This is a genomic window from Serratia sp. CC22-02, from assembly GCF_900182895.1.
In the GTDB taxonomy this organism is placed as follows: domain Bacteria; phylum Pseudomonadota; class Gammaproteobacteria; order Enterobacterales; family Enterobacteriaceae; genus Serratia; species Serratia nevei.
This window is the reverse complement of sequence record NZ_FXUD01000003.1, coordinates 420,098-443,000: the sequence shown is the minus strand read 5'-3', so window position 1 is coordinate 443,000 and position 22,903 is coordinate 420,098. Positions and strand designations below refer to the sequence as shown.

The window sequence follows — 22,903 nt, the reverse complement described above, 5'->3', positions numbered from 1 at the left end:
GATTAACGCACCTTCAGCGTTGCCAGGCCAATCAGCACCAGCATCAGCGAAATGATCCAGAAGCGCACGATAACGCGCGGCTCAGGCCAGCCTTTCAATTCATAGTGGTGGTGAATCGGCGCCATGCGGAAAATGCGTTGCCCGCGCAGCTTGAACGATCCCACCTGCAGGATCACCGACAGCGTCTCTACCACGAATACGCCGCCCATGATCACCAACAAGAACTCCTGACGCAGCAGCACCGCGATGGTGCCCAGCGCGCCGCCCAGCGCCAACGAACCGACGTCGCCCATAAACACCTGGGCCGGGTAAGTGTTGAACCACAGGAACCCGAGGCCGGCGCCGACGATGGCGGTACACACGATCACCAACTCACCGGCATGACGCAGATACGGAATATGCAGGTAGTTGGCGAAGTTCATGTTACCGGTCGCCCAGGCCACCAGCGCGAAGCCGGCCGCCACGAATACCGTCGGCATGATAGCCAGGCCGTCCAGGCCGTCGGTCAGGTTGACCGCGTTGCTGGTGCCGACGATCACGAAATAGGCCAGCAGGATGTACAGCAGGCCCAGCTGCGGCATCACGTCCTTAAAGAACGGCACAACCAGCTCGGTGGCTGGCGTGTCTTTTCCTACGGCGTACATGGCGAATGCGACAATCAGCGCAATCACCGACTGCCAGAAATACTTCCAGCGGGCGATCAGCCCTTTGGTGTCCTTACGCACCACCTTGCGGTAGTCGTCGACGAAGCCGACGATGCCGTAACCCACCAGCACGAACAGCACGCACCAGACATACGGGTTGGACGGGTAAGCCCACATCAGCACCGAAATGGTGATGGAGGTCAGGATCATGATGCCGCCCATGGTCGGCGTGCCGCGCTTGCTGAAGTGCGACTCGGGGCCGTCGTTACGCACCACCTGGCCGAAGGACATTTCTTGCAGGCGCTTGATCACCCGCGGGCCCATCCACAGCGACAGGAACAGTGCGGTCAGCAGGCTGACAATGGCTCGGAACGTCAGATAAGAAAAGACGTTGAAGCCTGAGTAATACTTGACCAAATGCTCGGCCAGCCAAACTAACATGGTGCTTTCTCCTGTAACGCGCGTACTACCTGCTCCATTGCGGCACTACGTGAACCTTTGATTAACACGGTAATGACCGCATGTTCCGACAGTAATTCCGCCACGCGCGCGATCACTGCTGTCTTGTCTTGATAATGTTCGCCGTTGCCGGACGCCTCGCTCAGCACGCGGCTCAAACCGCCGACGCTGATCACCTTGTCGACGCCGGCCAGACGGGCGGCTTCGCCCACCTGACGGTGGCACTCTTCCGCTTCCGCACCCAGCTCGGCCATATCGCCGACCACCATCACGCGGTAGCCCGGCATCTCTGCCAGCACCTGCGCCGCTGCGGTCATCGACCCGACGTTGGCGTTATAGCTGTCGTCCAGCAGCAGCTTGCCTTCGGCCAGCGCCACCGGGAACAGACGCCCCGGCACCGCCTGCAGCTGTTTCAGCCCCTGACGCACCGCTTCGAGGGTGGCACCCACCGACGTCGCCAGCGCGGTCGCCGCCAGCGCATTGGCCACGTTGTGGCGCCCCGGCAGCGGCAGCGCGATCTCGGCGGTGCCGAACGGGCTGTGCAGCGTGAATTGCGTGCCTGCACCGTTCACCCGCACGTTATCCGCGAAGAAGTCCACGCCTTCGGCCGCCTGCGGCGAGAAGCGCCAGACGGTTTTGCCGCCCAGCATGCTCTGCCAGTGCGGCCAGTCGTTGTTATCGGCGTTGATGATCGCCACGCCGTCGGCCGGCAGGCCGGTAAAGATTTCACCTTTCGCCTGGGCGACGCCGGCCAGCGAGCCGAAGCCTTCCAGGTGCGCAGCCGCCAGGTTGTTCACCAAAGCGGTCTGCGGACGCGTCAATGCGGTGGTGTAAGCGATTTCGCCAATATGGTTAGCGCCCAGCTCTATCACGGCAAAATCATGCTGCGGCTCCAGACGTAACAGCGTCAGCGGCACGCCGATGTCGTTATTGAAGTTGCCGGCGGTATACAGCACTTCGCCGCATTCGCGCAGAATGGCGGCGGTCATTTCTTTCACCGAGGTCTTGCCCGAGGAACCGGTCAGCGCCACCACGCGCGCCGGCACCTGCTGACGCACCCAGGCGCCAAGCTGCCCCAGCGCCAGACGGGTGTCTTGCACCACCAGCTGCGGCGCGTCCACCAATAAGCGCTTACTGACCAGCAGCGCCCCGGCACCCGCGGCTACGGCATCCGCCGCAAAGTCGTGAGCGTCGAAACGCTCGCCTTTCAGCGCCACAAACAGGCAACCGGCGGTCACCTTGCGGGTGTCTGTCGTCACCTCGACAATTTGGCAATCGGCGCCGATCAATTCAGCGCTCAATACCTCAGCCAGTGTCTGAAGAGAGACAGGGATCATGCCAGCACCCCCAGCAGTCGGGCGACCGTCGTGCGGTCGGAGTAATCCAGGCGGCGGTTGCCCACCAGCTGATAATCTTCGTGGCCTTTGCCTGCCACCAACACCACATCCTGTTCCTGCGCCTGCATGATGGCGCTGGTCACCGCTTCGGCGCGGCCGTGGATCACCAACGCCTGTCCGGCGTCCAGCAATCCGGTCAGGATATCGTTGATAATCGCGCGCGGCTCTTCGGTACGCGGGTTGTCATCGGTGATCACCACGCGATCGGCGAACTGCTCGGCGATGCCGCCCATCAGCGGACGCTTGCCCTTGTCGCGATCGCCGCCGCAGCCGAACACGCACCACAGCTGCCCCTGGCAGTGCAGGCGCGCGGCTTCCAACGCTTTCTCCAGCGCATCCGGCGTGTGGGCGTAATCCACCACTACCGTCGGTTTGCCCGGCGCGTTAAACACTTCCATGCGGCCACAGACCGGCTGCAGGCGGCTGCCGGTTTCCACCAGCGCCTCCAGCGGATAGCCCAGCGACAGCAGCGTCGCCAAGGCCAGCAGCAGGTTGCTGACGTTGAAAGCGCCCATCAGGCGGCTTTCGATCTCGCCATCGCCCCAGCTGGAGCTGAAACGAACGGTGGCGCCGTTGTCGTGATAATCGACCGCCGTGGTTTTCAGCCAGCGGCCGTGGCCGCCCGGCTGCAGGTTGCCCTGCATCGTCACCGCCACCGCATCCGGCAGCTTGCTCAGCCAGCGCAGACCGACTTCATCGTCGGCGTTGATGATCGCCTGCCCCACGCTGTGGGCGGCGAACAGCGACCATTTGGCCGCCTCGTAATTGGCCATGTCACCGTGGTAATCCAAGTGATCGCGGCTCAGGTTGGTGAAGACCGCCGCGGCGAACGGCAGCGCCGCCACCCGGTGTTGCACCAGACCGTGGGACGAGACTTCCATGGCGGCGAAGGTCGCGCCCTGTTCCGCCAAATCGTTTAATACGTGTTGAACATCCACCGCAGAACCGGTGGTATTCTCGGTCGGGCACACCTGGCCCAGCAGGCCGTTGCCGACGGTGCCCATCACCGCGCTGGTTTCGCCCAGCAGTTGGCTCCACTGCGCCAGCAGTTGGGTGGTGGTGGTTTTGCCGTTGGTACCGGTCACGCCGACCAGACGCAGACGCTCGCCCGGCTGGTGGTAAAAACGCCCGGCCAGCGCGGAAAGGCGCTGGTTCAGTTGGCTCAGGTAGATCACCGGCACGCCGTGCATTTCAATGATGGCGCCGTCTTCGGCCTGACCGTCAGCTTCGGCGATCACGGCGGAGACGCCCTGCGCGATGGCCTGCGGAATATAGCGGCGTCCATCCGTTTGATGGCCGACAACGGCGACAAACAGATCCCCGGCAGCCGCCACACGGCTGTCTAATGTCATTTCCCGCAGCGCGCGCCCGGGTGCCGTCGGCACCCACGGGGCGAGTAAGTCGCGCAAATTACGATCTGCCACCTGAACCCTCTTTCTTGTTAATCACTAATTCGCTTTTGTCACCGGTAGGCAACGCGTCAGGCTCGACGTTCATGGTGCGCAATACGCCGCCCATGATGGCACCGAACACCGGCGCGGAGATTGCGCCACCATAGTATTTCCCACCCTGCGGGTCGTTGATGACGACCACCAGGGCAAAACGGGGGTTACTTGCCGGCGCGACGCCGGCGGTATAAGCGATGTATCGGTTGACGTATTTGCCGTCCGGGCCCACTTTTTTCGCGGTACCGGTTTTGATGGCGATACGGTATCCCTTGATGGCGGCTTTCACGCCGCCGCCGCCCGGCAAGGCCACGCTTTCCATCATGTGCACCACGGTGCGCACCAGAGGTTCAGGGAAAACGCGTTCGCCGGCGACCGGAGGGTCAACCTTGGTGATCGACAATGGGCGATATACGCCCAGGCTGCCGATCGTTGCATAGACTCGCGCCAACTGTAACGGAGTTACCATCAGCCCGTAGCCGAAAGAGAAGGTGGCCCTCTCTATGTCAGACCACCGTTGTTTTTTTGGGTATATGCCACTGCTTTCTCCGACCAGCCCCAAATTGGTCGCTTTTCCCAGCCCAAAACGAGAGTAAGTATCTACTAACGCTGAGGACGGCATCGCTAACGCCAGCTTTGAAACACCGACGTTACTCGACTTCTGCAAGATCCCGGTCAATGACAGCTCCGAGTACCGCGCCACATCTTTGATCTCGTGGCCCTGAATGCGGTACGGGATGGTGTTCAACACACTGTTTTCTCTCACCACGCCGTTTTGCAGCGCGGTCATCACCACCATCGGCTTCACGGTTGAACCGGGTTCAAAAATATCGGTGATAGCACGGTTACGCATGGTCTCTTTCGGCGTACCGGCCATGTTGTTCGGGTTGTAAGACGGGCTGTTGGCCATCGCCAGCACTTCGCCGGTGTTCACGTCGATCAGCACCGCAGTGCCCGACTCGGCCTTGTTGAACGCCACCGCGTTGTTCAGCTCGCGATACACCAGCGCCTGCAGGCGTTCATCGACGCTCAGCACCAGGTTGTGCGCCGCCTGGCTGTCTACGGAGGAAATATCTTCGATGACCCGGCCGAAGCGGTCCTTACGCACCGTTCTCTCGCCCGGTTGCCCGGTCAGCCAGCGGTCGAAGCTCTTCTCGACGCCTTCAATGCCTTGTCCGTCGATGTTGGTCACGCCGATGATGTGCGACGTCACCTGCCCCGCCGGGTAGTACCGGCGCGACTCCTGCCGCAGGTAGATCCCCGGCAGCTTGAGCTTGTGGATGTAGTCGCCGATCGCCGGGTTCACCTGGCGCGCCAGATAAACGAAGCGCCCTTTCGGGTTGGCGTTGATGCGGTTGGAGAGTTGGTCCAGCGGGATGTTCAGCGCATCAGAAAGCGCTTTCCAACGGCTGTCCAGCGTGATACCGCCGCGCTCGTTCAGCTCTTTCGGATCCGCCCACACCGCATTGACCGGCACGCTGACCGCCAACGGACGGCCGGCGCGATCGCTGATCATGCCGCGCGCGGTCGGCACTTCCTGCACGCGCAGCGAACGCATGTCGCCTTCTTTCACCAGACGGTCGGGGTTGATGACCTGCAGGTACGCGACGCGCAGCATCAGGCCAACCATCGCCAGCAAAATGCAGCCGCACAGCAACGCAAAACGCCAGCTGACAAAGCTGGCCTGATCTTCCTGGCGTCTCAACTTACCGGGGCGCGCTGCTTTCATGCGTTTCCTTTCTACTCCGTGTCATTATTCCGGTTAAACCATTCATTGTTTAACGATGATATTTTCCTGCGATGGATCAACGTGTTGCATCTGCAGTTTTTCTGTCGCGATACGTTCAACCCGGCTGTGATCGCCGAGGGCGTTCTCTTCTAAAATCAGGTTGCGCCACTCGATATCCAGCGCATCGCGCTCCAGAACCAGCTGTTCGCGCTCGGCGGTCAGCAGGCGGGTGCGGTGCGCGGTGGTCACCACGAAAATCGCGGAGACCAGTGACGCAATCAGTAAAATCATGGGGATCTTGGCGTTGCGCAGCAGGTCGCCGCCAATAACCCCGACCAAACCGTGGCGTTCGTTGCCGATCACGCGGGCATCCTCTCAGCAATACGCAGCACCGAGCTGCGCGCACGCGGGTTGTCCGCCACTTCCGCTTCCGAAGGCATCATTTTGCCCAGCGCTTTCAGCGTTCGCCCGCCCATGCTGCGCAGTTGCTCTTCGGTCAACGGAATGCCCGCCGGCACCTGGGCGCCGCGGCTATGGTGACGCATAAAGCGTTTGACGATGCGGTCTTCCAGCGAGTGGAAGCTGATGATCGACAAACGGCCCTGTGGGGCCAGCACTTCCAGCGCGCCGTCGAGCGCACGCTCGATCTCTTCCAGCTCGCTGTTGATATAGATACGAATCGCCTGGAAGCTGCGCGTCGCCGGATGCTTGTGCTTTTCACGGAACGGGCTGGCATCGGCAATCAGATCCGCCAACTCTTTGGTGCGCGTCATCGGCTCCACGCGGTTTCTTTCCACGATGGCGCGTGCGATGCGCTTGGCGAAACGCTCTTCGCCAAAGGTTTTCAGCACCCAGGCGATGTCGTCCGCTTCGGCCTTCATCAGCCACTCTGCGGCGGACAGGCCGGTGGAAGGATCCATGCGCATGTCCAGCGGACCGTCGCGCATAAAGGAGAATCCGCGCTCTGCGTCGTCAAGCTGCGGCGAAGAAACGCCCAGATCGAGCAGAACGCCGTCGATCTTGCCCACCAATTCACGTTCCCGCACGTAGTGCGACAACTCGGAGAATGGGCCGTGTACGATGGTAAAACGAGGATCTTCAATAGATTTGGCGGCTGCAATCGCCTGAGGGTCACGGTCAATCGCCAGCAAGCGCCCTTCCGGCCCCAGCTGGGACAGAATCAGACGAGAATGGCCACCGCGACCAAAAGTACCGTCGATATATATGCCGTTGCTGCGGATGTTGAGGCCGTTGACGGCTTCGTCCAGCAGGACGGTGGTGTGTTTATAGTTTTCCAACATGCTTATAGCGACAAGTCCTGTAGTCGCTCAGACAACGGTTCCTGAGTCGACTGTTCAGCGTCAATATCATCCTTGACTTGTTGATACCAGGTCTGTTCATCCCACAGTTCAAACTTGTTGAACTGACCGACCAGCATCACTTCTTTCGTGAGCCCGGCGTGTTGCCGCAGCGTATTGGCTAACAGCAAACGACCGGCACTATCCATCTGACACTCACTGGCATGCCCCAGCAGCAGGCGCTGAACGCGGCGCTCGGCGGGATTCATGCTCGACAGACGTGATAATTTTTGTTCAATAATTTCCCATTCGGGCAAAGGATAAAGCAGCAGGCAGGGCTGATGGAGGTCAATGGTACAGACCATTTGGCCTTGCGATTCCTCGTTGAGCAATTCCCGATATCGGGTAGGTACGGCAAGCCGCCCTTTGCTGTCGAGGTTGACCATCGTCGCTCCACGGAACATTCCCGAGCTACCCCTTAGTGACCGTTTTCACCACTTTACCCCACAAATTCCCACACAATGGAGTTTACGGAGGGTATGAAAACCTTGTCAAGCCAGAGCGCCAGCGCTTTGGCAATATTTCTCTGGTCATTTTGGGAGCTGACTCGCGAAAGAAACTCTGATTATTCGACGATTAAAAATTAACACCATGATAAACGGAGAGAATTTTCTAAGCGGAAAGAATCTGATTAAAAACCTGACGAACTGGCGATTAATTAACTCATTACTTCCTTCTGCAAGCCATGTCTCATTTTTCAGCTCGGCAATCTCAGTGCGGTAACCGCTGGCGAGCCGCGCCCGCCAAGGCTCGGCGTTGGGCGAACCGATCGCGGAATAAGGCCATAACTCCTTGAGTTAATAACGCTCAATCGTTATTCACCGTAAAACCGGGCGCTATTTTACTTCAATTTGCACGGCCGTGATGCGGCCGCGATAAAAATAAATGGTTCGGATATTACGAGCAGAAGTAATTTCGATTTAAATCAATTTGGTAAGATTATTCCCAAAATACCTGTTTACAATTATGGTTTCATTTTCTTACACCTTTATTTCCACAATTTTTGCCGGAAAAAATCCCCATTCGACGCCAAAAATCGCAACCATATGTTTTTAATGAATTTATTTTAAATTACCGATTTTAATCTCTCTACCCTCTCCTCTCTCCCGGTTCTGCGGGACAAAAACCGAGCAAATGTTAAAAATAAAAATATAAATCTAGTTAAAAAAAGCAATGCAGATTAGTACACTATATAAAAAGCAAAAAAGCAGTTTTAACAACCAACAATTTATAATTTAACAGAATCTTAACTAAAGGGAGGTAACACATGCTTTCGCCCGTAGCTCACTGGCGTAGCGCCGCTGCCGATACGTTCGCACTGGTGGTGTACTGCTTTATCGCCGGCATGGCGATAGAAGTGTTGATCTCCGGCATGAGCTTCCAGCAATCCCTCTCTTCGCGCCTGCTGTCGATCCCGGTCAACATCCTGATCGCCTGGCCTTACGGCCGCTATCGCGATCTGTTTATCCGCACGGCGCGCCGCTGTCCGCGCGGCCAGTTCGTGCTGCGCAACCTCGCCGACCTGCTGGCCTACGTCAGCTTCCAGTCGCCGGTTTATGCCGCCATTTTGTGGAGCGTAGGCGCCGACGGCCAACAAATGCTGGCGGCGGTCACCAGCAATGCGCTGGTCTCCATGGCGATGGGCGTGGTGTATGGCTATTTCCTGGAATATTGCCGGCGGCTGTTCCGGGTGGCGGGCTACGTCTAAACCAGGAGCCCGGCAAAGCGGGCTCCTGTAGAGCGGACTATTTGCGGCTCAGGCTGCCGCGGCGGAACAGATTGCGGCGGATACGCGTCAAGCCCGGTTTGGGTTTACGCGGTTCGTCCAGGCTGGCCAACACCAGCTCCAGCACGCGTTCGGCTACGTCACGATGGCGCTGAGCCACCGCGAGCACCGGGCACTCGAGGAAATCCAACAGTTCATGATCGCCAAAGGTGGCAATCGCCAGATCGGTCGGCAAACGGCCACGTTGCTTCAGCGTCACGTCCATCACGCCCTGCAACAGCGAGAACGAGGTGGTGAACAGCGCCTGCGGCATCGGGTGCGTTTTCAGCCATTCGGCAAACAGCGCGCCGGCGGCTTCGCGTTCATAGCTGTTGGCATACAGATAATCGACGTGGCGGGGATCTTCTTGCCAGGCCTGACGGAAGCCCTGCTCACGCAGGAAGCTCACCGAAAGCTCCGGCAAGGCGCCCAGATACAGCACCGATTCAGCCGGGAAGGTGCGCAGCTCCTGCGCCAGCGCAAAGGCGTCTTCCTGATCGGCCCCGACGACGCTGATGAAATGCTCGCGATCCAGCGCGCGGTCCAGCGCGATGATCGGCAGCGGATCGTTGGCCCAGCGTTGATAGAAAGGATGCTCCGGCGGCAAGGCGGTGGAGACGATGATGGCGTCCACCTGGCGCTGCAGCAGGTGCTCGATACAGCGCATTTCGTTGTCCGGCTGATCTTCGGAACAGGCGATCAGCAATTGGTAACCACGCTGGCGCGCCTGGCGTTCCAGGTAGTTGGCGATGCGGGTATAGCTGGTATTTTCCAGATCCGGGATCACCAGACCGATAGAACGGGTACGCCCGGCGCGCAGCCCCGCCGCGACGGCATTCGGGTGATAGTTATGCTCCCTGACCACGGCCATCACTTTCTCGACGGTTTTATCGCTGACACGATACTGCTTCGCCTTGCCGTTGATGACGTAACTGGCCGTCGTGCGCGAAACGCCCGCGAGACGCGCGATTTCATCCAGTTTCACATTAACCCCTTAATGACGCTGAAAATAGAAGTGAAGGCTGTGCTCGGATTAACCATGACATCCCGTACGGTTATTCAATCCAGCCTCTGCGATCTAACAGCAGAAAACACTGCCTAGCAACCGCTTTTGCCGAAAGGTGCCAGCAATCGGGCAAAAAATACCGAAAAACAAAGGGCGCAGCCACGCCGCGCCCCCGATTATTCGCCGCCAGACCGCGCTCAGCGCATGATTTTGTCGCCGCGCGACACGCCAACCACGCCGGAACGGGCCACTTCCACGATCTCCGCCACTTCACGCACCGCGCTCAGGAAGGCGTCGAGCTTGTCGCTGGTGCCGGCCAGCTGTACCGTGTACAGCGTCGCCGTCACATCGACGATCTGGCCGCGGAAAATGTCGGCGCAGCGCTTCACCTCTTCACGGCCGTAGCCGCTGGCCTGCAGCTTCACCAGCATGATCTCGCGCTCGACGTGGGCGCCCTGCACCAGCTCGCTGACGCGCAGCACATCCACCAGCTTGTGCAGCTGTTTCTCAATCTGCTCCAGCACTTTCTCGTCGCCGACGGTCTGGATAGTCATGCGCGACAGCGTCGGATCGTCGGTCGGTGCCACCGTCAGGCTCTCGATGTTATAACCGCGCTGGGAAAACAGCCCGACCACGCGCGACAAAGCGCCGGATTCGTTTTCCAGCAAGACAGATAAAATACGGCGCATGATCAGGTCCTCTCCGTTTTGCTAAGCCACATTTCGTCCATGCTTCCACCGCGGATCTGCATCGGGTAAACATGTTCGGTTTCATCGACGGTCACGTCGACGAACACCAGCCGCTCTTTTTCCGCCAGCGCCTGCGCCAGCTTGCTTTCCAGCTCATCCGGCGTGCGGATGGCGATACCGACATGGCCGTAAGCCTCGGCCAACTTGACGAAGTCCGGCAGAGAATCCATGTAGGACTGCGAGTGACGGCCGGAATAAATCATGTCCTGCCACTGCTTCACCATGCCCAGATAGCGGTTGTTGAGGTTCACCACCACCACCGGCAGGTTATATTGCAGCGCGGTGGACAGCTCCTGAATGTTCATCTGAATGCTGCCATCGCCGGTCACGCACACCACGGTTTCCTCAGGCAGCGCCAGCTTGACGCCCAATGCCGCCGGCAAACCGAAGCCCATGGTGCCGAGGCCGCCGGAGTTGATCCAGCGGCGCGGTTTGTCGAATGGATAATAGAGCGCGGCGAACATCTGGTGCTGGCCCACGTCCGAGGTGACATAGGCGTCGCCTTTGGTCAGTCGATGCAGGGTTTCGATCACCGCCTGCGGCTTGATGGTGCCGCTGTGCTTGTCGTAACCCAGGCAGTCGCGGGCACGCCACTGCTCGATAGACTGCCACCAATCGCGCAGCGCGTCGTGATCCTGCGCTTTCTCGTCCTGCGCCAGCAGCTCCAGCATCTGAACCAACACCTGCCTGGCATCGCCGACGATCGGAATATCGGCGTCCACCGTTTTGGAGATCGAAGTCGGATCGATATCGATGTGCAGCACGGTGGCGTCCGGGCAGTATTTAGCGAGGTTATTGGTGGTGCGATCGTCGAAGCGCACACCGACGGCGAAGATCACGTCGGCATGGTGCATGGTTTTGTTGGCTTCATAGGTGCCGTGCATGCCGAGCATGCCGACGCTCTGGCGATGGGTGCCGGGGAAAGCGCCCAATCCCATCAGGCTGCTGGTCACCGGCAGGTTCAGCTGCTCCGCCAACGCCAACAGTTCGGCCTCGCAACCGGCGTTGATCGCGCCGCCGCCGACGTACATCACCGGCTTTTTGGCCGCCAGAATGGTTTGTAACGCGCGTTTGATCTGCCCGCGGTGGCCCTGCACCGTCGGGTTATAAGAACGCATGCTCACGTCCTGCGGGTAGGCATAAGGCATCCGCACCGCCGGGCCGACGATATCTTTCGGCAGATCGATCACCACCGGGCCGGGGCGGCCGCTGGAAGCCAGGTAGAACGCCTTCTTCAACACCGCCGGGATGTCTTCGGTGCGTTTTACCAGGAAGCTGTGCTTCACCACCGGGCGAGAAATCCCCACCATATCGCACTCCTGGAAGGCGTCGTAGCCGATCAGCGAGCTGGGCACCTGCCCCGACAGCACCACCATCGGGATCGAGTCCATATAGGCGGTAGCGATGCCGGTAATGGCGTTGGTGGCGCCGGGGCCGGAGGTCACCAGCACCACGCCCACTTCACCGGTGGCGCGCGCGTAGCCGTCGGCCATGTGCACCGCCCCCTGCTCGTGGCGCACCAGAATATGATCGATCCCTCCTACCGTATGCAGAGCGTCGTAGATATCGAGCACCGCCCCGCCGGGGTAGCCGAATACATGCTTAACGCCCTGATCGATCAACGATCGGACGACCATCTCGGCTCCTGACAACATCTCCATGGGTTTGCCTCCAGGCTTGCTTATTCTTCTCTGGCGCCGGAACGTAGCGCCTGCTGCGGGGCAATGCCCCAAAGTTTTTATGGGTTGTCGCTATCGAATTAACATAACGTCAGAATATGGGGCAGGCAAACGGCAAAATGGCTTAACGGTAGCGGGGTTATTGCCAAGCAGCTGGAGATCGCGGCTTTATAAAAACAATGCGCTAGCCTCGGGGTTGTCAGGCTAGGCATTGTTTCGAACAGGGGGAAAATTACAGAACTAAATCAGGTGAAGGATATGCCGCTTTTTTGGCCGGGTGCATGGCCCGGCGGCGGCGTCAGGCCTGTTCCTGGTACATCGAGTCGATTTCACGCTGATAGCGCTGCAGGATCACTTTACGGCGCAGCTTCAGCGTTGGCGTCAACTCCCCCAGCTCCATCGAAAAGGCCGCCGGCAGCAGCGTGAACTTCTTCACCTGTTCGAAGCGCGCCAGCTCCTTTTGCATCTCGCGCAGGCGCTTTTCGAACATCTCGAGGATTTCGCCGTTGCGCAGCAGTTCCAGGCGATCCTGGTATTTCAGGTTCACTGACTTCGCGTACTCTTCCAACGACTCAAAGCACGGCACGATCAGCGCGGAAACGAATTTACGCGCATCGGCGATGATTGCCACCTGCTCGATAAAGCGATCCTGCGCCAGCGTGCCTTCCAGCATCTGCGGCGCGATATATTTGCCGCCGGAGGTTTTCATCAAATCTTTCAGGCGTTCGGTGATGAACAGGTTGCCCTCTTCATCGATCGCCCCGGCGTCGCCGGTTTTCAGCCAGCCGTCCTCGGTAAAGGTCGCGGCGGTTTCCAAAGGTTTGTTGAAATAGCCGCGCATCACGATCGGCCCGCGCACCTGGATTTCATTTTCCTCGCCAATGCGCACCTCGACCTCCGGCAGCGGTTTACCGATGGAGCCGAAGCGGAAATGCCCCTCTTCCCAGCAGGAGACGGTCGCACAGGTTTCGGTCATGCCGTAACCGTACTTGATGTTGACGCCCATCGCCTGGAAAAACAGGATCACATTGTCGTCCAGCTTGGCGCCCGCCGCCGGCAAAAAGCGCACCCGGCCGCCGAGGATACCGCGCAGCTTGCTCAACACCAGCTTATCGGCCCAGCGGTGGGTGAAGTCGAACACTTTGCCCAACGGTTTGCCGGCGCGCTCCTGCAGGAATTTGCGCTCGCCGCAGACGATCGCCCAGTGGAACAACGCACGGCGCAGCCAAGGGGCGCGCGCCACTTTTTCGTGCACCGCGCTGAAAATCTTCTCGTAGAAACGCGGCACCGCACACATCAGCGTCGGGCGGACCTGCCCCATCGCTTCCCGCACCCAGTCGGTGTTCGGCAGGAAAACGTTCTGCGCGCCGGAATGCATCACAAAGAAGCTCCAGGCCCGCTCAAAAACGTGCGACAGCGGCAGGAAGCTGAGCGACACATCTTCTTCGCCGACCGTCAGCCTTTCATCATGCAGGTAGAGCTGCGCCGCCAGGTTGCGGTAGTCCAGCATCACCCCTTTCGGCTCGCCGGTAGTGCCCGAGGTATAGATCAGGGTGAAGAGATCCTGCAGGTCGCACTCTTCAATACGCTGCTGGCGTTGAGCGGCAAAAGCCGCCGGATCGGCAGCGCGCTCGAAGGTGCTCAGATGCTGTGCGATCTCGCAGCCGCGCAGATCGGCCCCCTCGTCGAAGACAACAATATGGCGCAGCTGCGGGCAGACGCCGCGCAGCGCGATGGCGGCGTCAAGCTGCGCCTGCTCGCCGACGAACAGTATACGGATGTCGGCGTCGTTGGTGACGAACGCCGCCTGTGCCGGCGTGTTGGTGGAATAGAGCGGAACGCTGATGCCGCGCAGGTGAAGGATAGCGAGATCGGTCAACGCCCAGGCCATCGTGTTATTGGCGAAAATACCGATGCGTTCTTGTACTTCGACGCCCAGCCCCAGCAGCCCGGCGGCAATGCGGTCAATACGAGTGGCGGCCTCTCCCCAGGTCAGCTGCAACTCGCCGTTGGGCGACCATTGGCGAAAAGCTGTGCGATCGGCTCGGTGGATGATTTGATGCTGTATACGATGGATCAAATGGTATTGCAGCAGATTAGTGATCATAGTGCTCTAAGCCTGAAATGAATCAAACAGTTAAGCCGGAACGACGCCTTACGGCCCTCATCTCAGCTTACACGTGTTTACTTTTTTCTGCGCAGTCTACCTAGTCTCAGACAGGGGGAAAAGCGATTTCAGCGTAGAAGTGTGAGCCAAAACTCAGTCCGGCTTCCGCACTTTCATTGGTTGGACAAAACGGGGAGGAAAAGGTTTACTGATGGCAATAAAACGCGGCCCATCCGGGCCGCCACATCGAGTTAGTTTAAAATACCAGCCGGAAAGTAAAAATCAGAATATTAATTTATATTAATTATTTTTGCTGAACGAACAAACTCACTCTGAAAATAAGTTATTTTATCGCCGTAAAACCAAGAAACATCTTAATAAAAACACAGATAGTTCTTAGTTTTTATCATGAGAAAAAAACGCTCAGTTGAATATTATCTTTATGTGGCTCCCATTCTTTATCGCTTTACTTTGGGTTACCCGCCTCAATCAGGACAGATTTCATCCACTGGTGGCCTTTATCCCGCTCGGAGGATTCATGCCAGGAGAGATAGCAGGTGGCTTTATTCTCGTTGCCACATAAAGGAACCGCCTTTATTTTCAACGCTTCCGTCTGCTGTCGCACCAACCAAGCGGGCGCAATCGCCACCATTTCCGTTTGCGACACCATATTCAACACGCTGTAGAGATCCGTGCACTGTTGCGTCACGGCGCGCAGCATCGGCTCCTCTAAATAAAAAGGTTTACTGAACGATCCAAAACTCTCCAGGGAAACCGCAGCGTGCTGCTCGGCCAGCATGTGCTCCGGCGTCACCTCCTCGCCTATTCTCGGATGCGCCTGCGCAACCGCCAGCACTAATTCGTCGTCGAACATCGCCAGGCTGCGAAACTCCGCCGATTCGAAACGGCTGTAGCCGATGACAAACTCGACGTCCTGATAACGCAATTGATGCTCAATATTATTGTTGATGTACGACTTTATTTGCAGGTTAAGCTGCGGCGCGATCTGTTTGACGTGATTGATTATCCCGGCGCCCAGACGCAAATCGAGCGGGCTACACAGCGACAGGGAGAATGCTCGCGTGCTAGTCAGCGGTTCGAACTCGGCGCCCGGCAACTCATTTTGCACCAGCTGCAACGCTTGCCGCACCGGCCCAAAAAGCTGCCTGGCCCGCATGGTGGGCTGGATCCCGCGCCCACAGCGCACGAACAGCTCATCGTTGAACATCACCTTCAGGCGCGCCACCGCGTTGCTCACCGCCGGCTGCGACATCCCTAACGAATTAGCGGCTCGCGTAATATTTTGCATTTGCATCACGGCGTCAAACACCGTCAGCAAATTAAGATCGACGCTGCGCAAATGAATGTCCGCCGGCTCTTTGACCATGGCGATTTCTGAATCATATTCAGCCATATTTCACTCCACTAAATCCTGTGTAGATAATCTAATCCTTGTGCTCGACAAACAATGAAACGCCGCATTGCCTTATCTTTGCACGACAAATCCTGCCATTACCGCCATCAGCCGATAAAAAACCTCGTGTTATCGTCACGATATAAGTCGTATGTGGAATACATGTCAGCAGCTTCTCCCGTCAGCGGGAAGAATGCCACCTGGGTGGTACTAATAATTAGGTATCAACAATGATTAAGACAATTAAACAACCTAACCGCACAGTATGAGACAAACTATAGAAACACATCATAAGCAATCAAACCATCTAAAAACACCGCTCACTTTGTGTAAAAACGCATTATTTTGTTATATTATGACTAAAACAATCAATTAATCATATGAATTTAATTTAAATCATTTGTATTAAAAATGTTATTTTATTGCCCCCCGTGATTAATTCCTCTTATTTTTTCATCACAAATCTTAACGCAACGAAATCCAGAAGCAATTAGCGCAGTATATATTCGATTCGTTTATGCTAAGCAGCACGCAAACTGGCCCCGTTTTTTCTCTAGGGCGTCGCTTTTTTGCCGCATGATCCTCTGTTCGGCCGATTCGCCGATGCATTGTCCCCGCATTCAATCAGGTGTTGACATCGCCAGGGCAATCACGTATCAAATTAGGCAGACACCCCATTTAAGAGAAGCTGAACCCTTATGATCCGTACTCACCGTCTACTAGGCCTACTACTTAACGCATCTTGTTTGCGCGGTATGCCTGTGGACGAAGTTCGGAGCTGACTCAGCCGATCACCCATAAGAAACCCGCGCTACTGCGCGGGTTTTTTTTTGCCCGCTTAGCGTGAAATCAACACGATAAGGAATGCACCGATGAGCCAACAAGTCATTATTTTCGATACCACGCTGCGTGATGGCGAACAGGCATTGCAGGCCAGCCTGAGCGTAAAAGAGAAGATTCAGATTGCGCTGGCGCTGGAGAGAATGGGCGTCGACGTGATGGAGGTCGGCTTCCCGGTCTCCTCGCCGGGCGACTTCGAATCGGTGCAAACCATCGCGCGCCAGATCAAGAACAGCCGCGTCTGCGGCCTGGCCCGCTGCGTAGACAAAGACATCGACGTGGCCGCAGAAGCGTTGCGCGTCGCCGAAGCGTTCCGCATCCACGTGTTCCTGGCCACCTCGACCCTGCACATTGAATCGAAGCTGAAACGCTCGTTCGACGAAGTGTTGGAGATGGCGGTGCGCTCGGTCAAACGTGCCCGCAACTACACCGACGACGTAGAGTTCTCCTGTGAAGACGCCGGCCGCACACCGATCGACAATCTGTGCCGCGTGGTCGAAGCCGCCATCAATGCCGGTGCCACCACCATCAATATCCCGGACACCGTCGGCTACACCACGCCGAACCAGTTCGGCGGCATCATCACCACCTTGTATGACCGCGTGCCGAACATCGACAAAGCCATCATCTCCGTGCACTGCCACGACGATTTGGGCATGGCGGTCGGCAACTCCATCGCCGCGGTACAGGCCGGCGCCCGTCAGGTGGAAGGCACCCTGAACGGCATCGGTGAACGCGCCGGCAACTGTTCGCTGGAAGAGGTGATCATGGCGATTAAAGTGCGCCAGGACATCATGAACGTGCACACCAACATCAATCATCAGGAAATTTTCCGCACCAGCCAGATCGTCAGCCAGCTGTGCAACATGCCGATCCCGGCCAACAAGGCGATCGTCGGCTCCAACGCCTTCGCCCACTCCTCCGGCATTCACCAGGACGGCGTGCTGAAGAACCGCGAAAACTACGAAATCATGACCCCGCAGTCGATCGGCCTGAAGGACGTGCAGTTGAACCTGACTTCCCGCTCCGGCCGTGCGGCGGTGAAACACCGCATGGAAGAGATGGGCTACCAGGAGCAGGACTACAACCTGGATACCCTGTACGCCGCCTTCCTGAAGCTGGCCGACAAAAAGGGCCAGGTGTTCGACTATGACCTGGAGGCGCTGGCCTTCATCAATAAACAGCAGGAAGAGCCGGAGCACTTCAGCCTGGGCTACTTCAGCGTGCAGTCCGGCAGCAGCATCATGGCCACCGCTTCGGTGAAACTGATCTGCGGCGGCGAAGAGAAAGCCGAGGCCGCCACCGGCAATGGCCCGGTCGATGCGGTTTATCAGGCAATCAACCGCATCACCGACTACCCGATCGAGCTGGTGAAATACCAGCTGACCGCCAAGGGCCATGGCCGCGACGCGCTGGGCCAGGTGGATATCGTGGTCTCTTACAACGGCCGCCGCTTCCACGGCGTAGGTCTGGCGACCGACATCGTCGAATCCTCCGCCAAGGCGATGGTGCACGTGTTGAACAATATTTGGCGCTCACAGCAGGTAGAAAAAGAAAAGCAGCGCCTGCAGCAAAACAAACATCAAAATAATCAGGAAACGGTGTGAACATGACGAAGACTTATCACATTGCCGTCTTGCCCGGAGACGGCATCGGCCCGGAAGTAATGGCTCAGGCGCGCAAAGTGTTGGACGCGGTGCGTCAACGCTTTGACATTCGCATCACCACTGCCGAATACGACGTCGGCGGCATCGCCATCGATCGCCACGGCAGCCCGCTGCCGCCGGCGACCGTCGCCGGCTGCGAGCAGGCCGACGCCATCCTGTTCGGATCGGTAGGCGGCCCGAAATGGGAACACCTGCCGCCGGCCGAGCAGCCGGAACGCGGCGCGCTGTTGCCGCTGCGCAAGCACTTCAAGCTGTTCAGCAACCTGCGCCCGGCGCGCCTGTATCAAGGGCTGGAGGCATTCTGCCCGCTGCGCGCCGACATCGCCGCCCGCGGCTTCGACATTCTGTGCGTGCGCGAACTGACCGGCGGCATCTACTTCGGCCAGCCAAAGGGCCGCGAAGGCCAGGGCATGCAGGAGCGCGCTTTCGATACCGAGGTGTATCACCGTTTCGAGATTGAACGCATCGCGCGCATCGCCTTCGAATCCGCCCGCAAGCGCCGTAACAAGGTGACGTCGATCGACAAGGCCAACGTGCTGCAGAGTTCCATCCTGTGGCGTGAGGTGGTCAATCAGGTCGCCAAGGATTACCCGGACGTGTCGCTGTCGCACATGTATATCGACAACGCCACCATGCAGCTGATCAAGGATCCGTCCCAGTTCGACGTGCTGCTGTGCTCCAACCTGTTCGGCGACATCCTGTCCGACGAATGCGCGATGATCACCGGCTCGATGGGCATGTTGCCGTCCGCCAGCCTGAACGAGCAAGGCTTCGGCCTGTACGAACCGGCGGGCGGTTCCGCGCCGGATATTGCAGGCAAAGGCATCGCCAACCCGATTGCGCAGATCCTGTCCGCCACCCTGCTGCTGCGTTACAGCCTGGGCGCCGATGAAGCGGCCGACGCCGTGGAGCGCGCCATCAACCAGGCGTTGGAACAGGGCTACCGCACCGCCGATCTGGCCGGTGACGGCAAAGCCGTCAGCACCGATGAAATGGGCGACATCATCGCTCGCTTTGTAGCTCAGGGGGCATAACATGGCCAAGACCTTATACCAGAAGCTGTACGACGCCCACGTGGTGCACGAAGCGCCGAACGAAACGCCGTTGCTGTATATCGACCGTCACCTGGTGCACGAAGTCACTTCGCCGCAGGCGTTCGACGGCCTGCGCGCCATGGGCCGCAAGGTGCGCCAGCCCGGCAAAACCTTCGCCACCATGGATCACAACGTGTCGACCCAGACCAAAGACATCAACGCCAGCGGCGAAATGGCGCGCATCCAGATGCAGGAGCTGATCAAGAACTGCGCGGAATTCGGCGTTTCGCTGTATGACCTGAATCACCCGTTCCAGGGCATCGTACACGTGATCGGGCCTGAGCAAGGCATGACGCTGCCGGGCATGACCATCGTCTGCGGCGACTCGCACACCGCCACCCACGGCGCTTTCGGCTCGCTGGCGTTCGGCATCGGCACCTCCGAGGTGGAACACGTACTGGCGACCCAGACCCTGAAGCAGGGCCGCGCCAAGACCATGAAGATTGAAGTCACCGGCGACGCCGCCGAGGGCATTACCGCCAAAGACATCGTGCTGGCGGTGATCGGCAAAACCGGCAGCGCCGGCGGCACCGGCCACGTGGTGGAGTTCTGCGGCAAGGCAATCGAAGCGTTGAGCATGGAAGGCCGCATGACCCTGTGCAACATGGCGATCGAAATGGGCGCCAAGGCCGGGTTGGTCGCACCGGACGACACCACCTTCGCCTACCTGAAAGGGCGCCAGTTCGCACCAACCGGCGAAAACTGGGAGCAGGCGGTCGCCTATTGGCGCACGCTGAAGTCCGATGCCGACGCCCAATTCGATACCGTGGTGACGCTGCACGCCGAAGAGATCGCGCCGCAGGTCACCTGGGGCACCAACCCCGGCCAGGTGATCGCCGTCAATCAGGCGATCCCGGCGCCGGAATCGTTCAGCGATCCGGTCGAACGCGCCTCTGCGGAAAAAGCCTTGGCCTACATGGATTTGAAACCGGGTATCAAATTGACCGACGTGCCGATCGATAAAGTGTTCATCGGCTCCTGCACCAACTCACGCATCGAAGATCTGCGCGCGGCGGCGGCGATCGCCAAGGGGCGCAAGGTCGCCAGCGGCGTGCAGGCCATCGTGGTGCCGGGATCCGGCCCGGTGAAGGCCCAGGCGGAAGCCGAAGGGTTGGACAAAATCTTTATCGAAGCCGGTTTCGAATGGCGTTTGCCGGGTTGTTCGATGTGCCTGGCGATGAACAACGACCGCCTGAATCCGGGCGAGCGCTGCGCATCCACCAGCAACCGTAACTTCGAAGGGCGTCAGGGCCGCGGTGGGCGTACCCACCTGGTCAGCCCGGCGATGGCCGCCGCGGCCGCCGTCGCCGGTCACTTCGCCGACATCCGTGATATTCACTAAGGGGCTAACGTGGCTAAATTTACTCAACATACCGGCTTAGTGGTGCCTTTGGATGCGGCCAACGTCGACACCGACGCCATTATTCCCAAGCAGTTTTTGCAGAAGGTGACCCGTACCGGCTTCGGCCAGCACCTGTTCAACGATTGGCGCTTCCTCGACGACGCCGGCCAACAGCCGAACCCGGAGTTCGTGCTGAATAAACCGCGCTATAAAGGCGCGAGCATCCTGCTGGCGCGCGAGAACTTCGGCTGCGGTTCCTCGCGCGAACACGCGCCCTGGGCGCTGACCGATTACGGCTTCAAAGTGGTGATCGCGCCAAGCTTCGCCGATATCTTCTACGGCAACTCGTTCAATAACCAGCTGTTGCCGGTGACGCTGAGCGAGCAGCAGGTGGATGAGCTGTTCAACCTGGTCGGCGCTAACGAGGGGACGGAGTTCGTGGTGGATCTGGAGAACCAGACGGTCAACGCCGGCGGCAAAAGCTATCCGTTCGAAATCGACAGCTTCCGCCGCCACTGCATGATCAACGGGCTGGACAGCATCGGCCTGACGCTGCAGCACGAAGCGGACATCTCCCGCTACGAAGCGCAGCAGCCGGCGTTTCTGAATTAATCCCCTTCACCCGCCGCCCGGCGGGTGAATTTTTTCCTCACCAGTAGCCCAACAGTTTCCACCACGCTCCGCCGATCAACATCCAAATCAGCAGGTTAACCACGCTCATCACCAGCCCCGCTTTCCACCATTCCCCCAGCGTCACGTAGCCGGAGCCGAAGATGATCGGCGCGGTGCCGGTGCCGTAATGCGTCAGCGACATCATCAGCGAGGAAGAGAACGCCAGGATCAGGCCCAGCAGCGCCGGTGGCGCGCCGAGCGCGATGCCGGCGGCGAAGAAGGCGGCGAACATCGCCGTCACGTGCGCGGTGGTGCTGGCGAAGAAATAGTGCGAATACAAATAGATGAGGGTCAGCAAGATCGTGCCGCCCACCCAGCTCATGCCCATATGGTCGATGCCGTTGCCCACGGTTTGCGACAGCCAGCCGATCAGCCCCAGCTTGCCGAGGAAGCTGGCCATCATCACCAGCGCCGAGAACCACACCACGGTGTCCCAGGCACCTTTATGCTTGAGCACATCCTCCCAGCTCAGCACGCCGGTGGCCAACAGCACCGCCAGGCCGATCAGCGCCGCGGTGGTGGGATTGACCGCCAGCACCGGGCCGAAGATCATCGCCGGGATGCCGGCCCACAGCACCAGCAGCAGCGCGAACACCCCGAGGGTGATTTTCTCCGGCAGCGTCACCGGCCCCAGCGCCTGCAGTTTTTCGCGCGCGAAGCGCGGCGCGTCCGGGGTACTTTTCACCTCCGGCGGGTACAGCAGATAGATGACCAACGGCATCACGATCAGCGAGCACAGCCCCGGCACCAGCGCGGCGACCGCCCACATCGACCAGGACAGCTCGAAGCTGCCGTGAGTGCCTTTGGCAATCAGGCTGACGATCAGCGGGTTAGGCGCGGTGGCGGTGATAAACATCGCCGAAGTGACCGGGTTGATGTTGTAGTTCACCAGCGACAGATAGCGACCGATCTTACCGGAGGTATTGAGCTCGGGTTTGGAACCGAAGCTGTCAGCGATCGACTTCATGATTGGGTGAATGATCCCCCCGCCGCGTGCGGTGTTGCTCGGCGTCACCGGCGCCAGCGTGGTTTCCGCCAGCGTCAGCGCATAAGCGATACCCAGCGTTTTTTTGCCGAACAGCGAAATGAAGTAGTAGCCGATGCGCGCGCCCAGCCCGGTTTTGTTCAGGCTGAGGGAGATCATGATCGAAAAACCGATCAGCCAGATCAGCTGGTTGGAAAAGCCGCTGAGCGCGTCGTCCAGCGCGGCGCCCGGCTTGCCGGGGTTGGTGACGCCGGTCACCGCCACCAGGGCGATGGCAATCACCGAGACCGCGCCGATCGGCATCGCCTTGCCGATGATGGCGATGATGGTGCCGATAAACAGCGCCAGCAGCTGCCAGGCGTTGGGTGCAACGCCCTCCGGCACGGGAATGAGGAACCAGATAATCAGCGTGGCGGCGAGGGCGCACAGGGAAGGAAGCGGTTTGAGCGGTGTGAGTTTATCCATAACGTTCCCACTGTTCTAAACAACAAGGCGGCGTCTCAATAGCGAGACGGGCGTGGGCGCAACGATCGCGCTCCATATGCCTTCAG

Annotated in this window: 18 protein-coding genes; 5 read left to right on the top strand and 13 right to left on the bottom strand. The window is 58.9% G+C overall.

Going from position 1 to position 22,903, the window contains the following annotated elements; all coding sequences use genetic code 11:
- Positions 1-2: 2 nt before the first annotated feature.
- From mraY to mraZ, 7 genes are read right to left on the bottom strand one after another with little or no spacing between them, the layout of a single operon-like run.
- The gene (gene mraY, locus QOL81_RS14015) at positions 3-1,085 is read right to left on the bottom strand and encodes a phospho-N-acetylmuramoyl-pentapeptide-transferase (protein ID WP_004932782.1); all 1,083 of its coding nucleotides are present in this window, start codon (positions 1,083-1,085) and stop codon (positions 3-5) included.
- Positions 1,079-2,440, bottom strand: coding sequence for a UDP-N-acetylmuramoyl-tripeptide--D-alanyl-D-alanine ligase (murF, locus tag QOL81_RS14010; RefSeq protein ID WP_060422472.1), 1,362 nt, complete (start codon positions 2,438-2,440; stop codon positions 1,079-1,081). The genes mraY and murF overlap by 7 nt, the downstream gene beginning before the upstream one ends.
- Positions 2,437-3,924 carry a UDP-N-acetylmuramoyl-L-alanyl-D-glutamate--2,6-diaminopimelate ligase gene (murE, locus tag QOL81_RS14005; RefSeq protein ID WP_060422468.1) on the bottom strand — a complete coding sequence of 496 codons (1,488 nt, stop codon included), beginning with the start codon at positions 3,922-3,924 and terminating at the stop codon, positions 2,437-2,439. The genes murF and murE overlap by 4 nt, the downstream gene beginning before the upstream one ends.
- Positions 3,911-5,674, bottom strand: coding sequence for a peptidoglycan DD-transpeptidase PBP3 (ftsI, locus tag QOL81_RS14000; RefSeq protein WP_004932790.1), 1,764 nt, complete (start codon positions 5,672-5,674; stop codon positions 3,911-3,913). Before ftsI ends, murE begins: the two co-directional genes overlap by 14 nt.
- Before the next feature lie 42 nt (positions 5,675-5,716).
- Positions 5,717-6,037, bottom strand: a complete 321-nt coding sequence (gene ftsL, locus QOL81_RS13995) for a cell division protein FtsL (protein ID WP_033651674.1) — start codon at positions 6,035-6,037, stop codon at positions 5,717-5,719.
- Entirely contained in the window at positions 6,034-6,975 is a 942-nt protein-coding gene (gene rsmH, locus QOL81_RS13990; protein ID WP_049200285.1) for a 16S rRNA (cytosine(1402)-N(4))-methyltransferase RsmH, read from the bottom strand. The genes ftsL and rsmH overlap by 4 nt, the downstream gene beginning before the upstream one ends.
- A gap of 2 nt (positions 6,976-6,977) precedes the next feature.
- Positions 6,978-7,436 (bottom strand): division/cell wall cluster transcriptional repressor MraZ, encoded by a 459-nt coding sequence (mraZ, locus tag QOL81_RS13985; RefSeq protein ID WP_025159638.1) that lies wholly within the window; start codon positions 7,434-7,436, stop codon positions 6,978-6,980.
- A gap of 863 nt (positions 7,437-8,299) precedes the next feature.
- On the opposite strand from mraZ, the gene QOL81_RS13980 reads away from it, so the two are divergent.
- On the top strand, positions 8,300-8,740 hold the full coding sequence (locus QOL81_RS13980; RefSeq protein WP_060422463.1) for an L-alanine exporter AlaE: 441 nt from the start codon (positions 8,300-8,302) through the stop codon (positions 8,738-8,740).
- Positions 8,741-8,777: 37 nt separating this feature from the next.
- Here QOL81_RS13980 and cra read toward each other — a convergent pair whose 3' ends face one another.
- From cra to leuO, 5 genes are all read right to left on the bottom strand, one after another.
- The gene (gene cra, locus QOL81_RS13975; RefSeq protein WP_004932801.1) at positions 8,778-9,782 is read right to left on the bottom strand and encodes a catabolite repressor/activator; all 1,005 of its coding nucleotides are present in this window, start codon (positions 9,780-9,782) and stop codon (positions 8,778-8,780) included.
- Between the two features lie 218 nt (positions 9,783-10,000).
- Positions 10,001-10,492, bottom strand: coding sequence for an acetolactate synthase small subunit (gene ilvN, locus QOL81_RS13970; RefSeq protein ID WP_004932806.1), 492 nt, complete (start codon positions 10,490-10,492; stop codon positions 10,001-10,003).
- A gap of 2 nt (positions 10,493-10,494) precedes the next feature.
- Entirely contained in the window at positions 10,495-12,213 is a 1,719-nt protein-coding gene (gene ilvI, locus QOL81_RS13965; RefSeq protein WP_043148148.1) for an acetolactate synthase 3 large subunit, read from the bottom strand.
- Between the two features lie 316 nt (positions 12,214-12,529).
- A complete protein-coding gene (locus tag QOL81_RS13960) occupies positions 12,530-14,338 on the bottom strand; it encodes an AMP-dependent synthetase/ligase (protein WP_100396046.1) in 1,809 nt (602 codons plus the stop codon).
- A 466-nt stretch (positions 14,339-14,804) separates the two neighbouring features.
- Positions 14,805-15,752 carry a transcriptional regulator LeuO gene (gene leuO, locus QOL81_RS13955; protein ID WP_060422459.1) on the bottom strand — a complete coding sequence of 316 codons (948 nt, stop codon included), beginning with the start codon at positions 15,750-15,752 and terminating at the stop codon, positions 14,805-14,807.
- Positions 15,753-16,624: 872 nt separating this feature from the next.
- Between leuO and leuA the strand changes: the two genes are divergently transcribed.
- The 4 genes from leuA to leuD are packed head-to-tail and all read left to right on the top strand — an operon-like array spanning position 16,625 to position 21,307.
- Positions 16,625-18,199 (top strand): 2-isopropylmalate synthase, encoded by a 1,575-nt coding sequence (gene leuA, locus QOL81_RS13950; protein WP_004932820.1) that lies wholly within the window; start codon positions 16,625-16,627, stop codon positions 18,197-18,199.
- A 2-nt stretch (positions 18,200-18,201) separates the two neighbouring features.
- A complete protein-coding gene (leuB, locus tag QOL81_RS13945; RefSeq protein ID WP_060440781.1) occupies positions 18,202-19,293 on the top strand; it encodes a 3-isopropylmalate dehydrogenase in 1,092 nt (363 codons plus the stop codon).
- Between the two features lies 1 nt (position 19,294).
- Positions 19,295-20,695, top strand: coding sequence for a 3-isopropylmalate dehydratase large subunit (gene leuC, locus QOL81_RS13940; protein ID WP_048232639.1), 1,401 nt, complete (start codon positions 19,295-19,297; stop codon positions 20,693-20,695).
- Positions 20,696-20,704: 9 nt separating this feature from the next.
- Positions 20,705-21,307, top strand: a complete 603-nt coding sequence (gene leuD, locus QOL81_RS13935) for a 3-isopropylmalate dehydratase small subunit (protein WP_060422456.1) — start codon at positions 20,705-20,707, stop codon at positions 21,305-21,307.
- A 37-nt stretch (positions 21,308-21,344) separates the two neighbouring features.
- Here the strand turns inward: leuD and QOL81_RS13930 are convergent, their stop codons facing one another.
- Positions 21,345-22,817 (bottom strand): DASS family sodium-coupled anion symporter, encoded by a 1,473-nt coding sequence (locus tag QOL81_RS13930; RefSeq protein WP_060422453.1) that lies wholly within the window; start codon positions 22,815-22,817, stop codon positions 21,345-21,347.
- Positions 22,818-22,903: the final 86 nt, after the last annotated feature.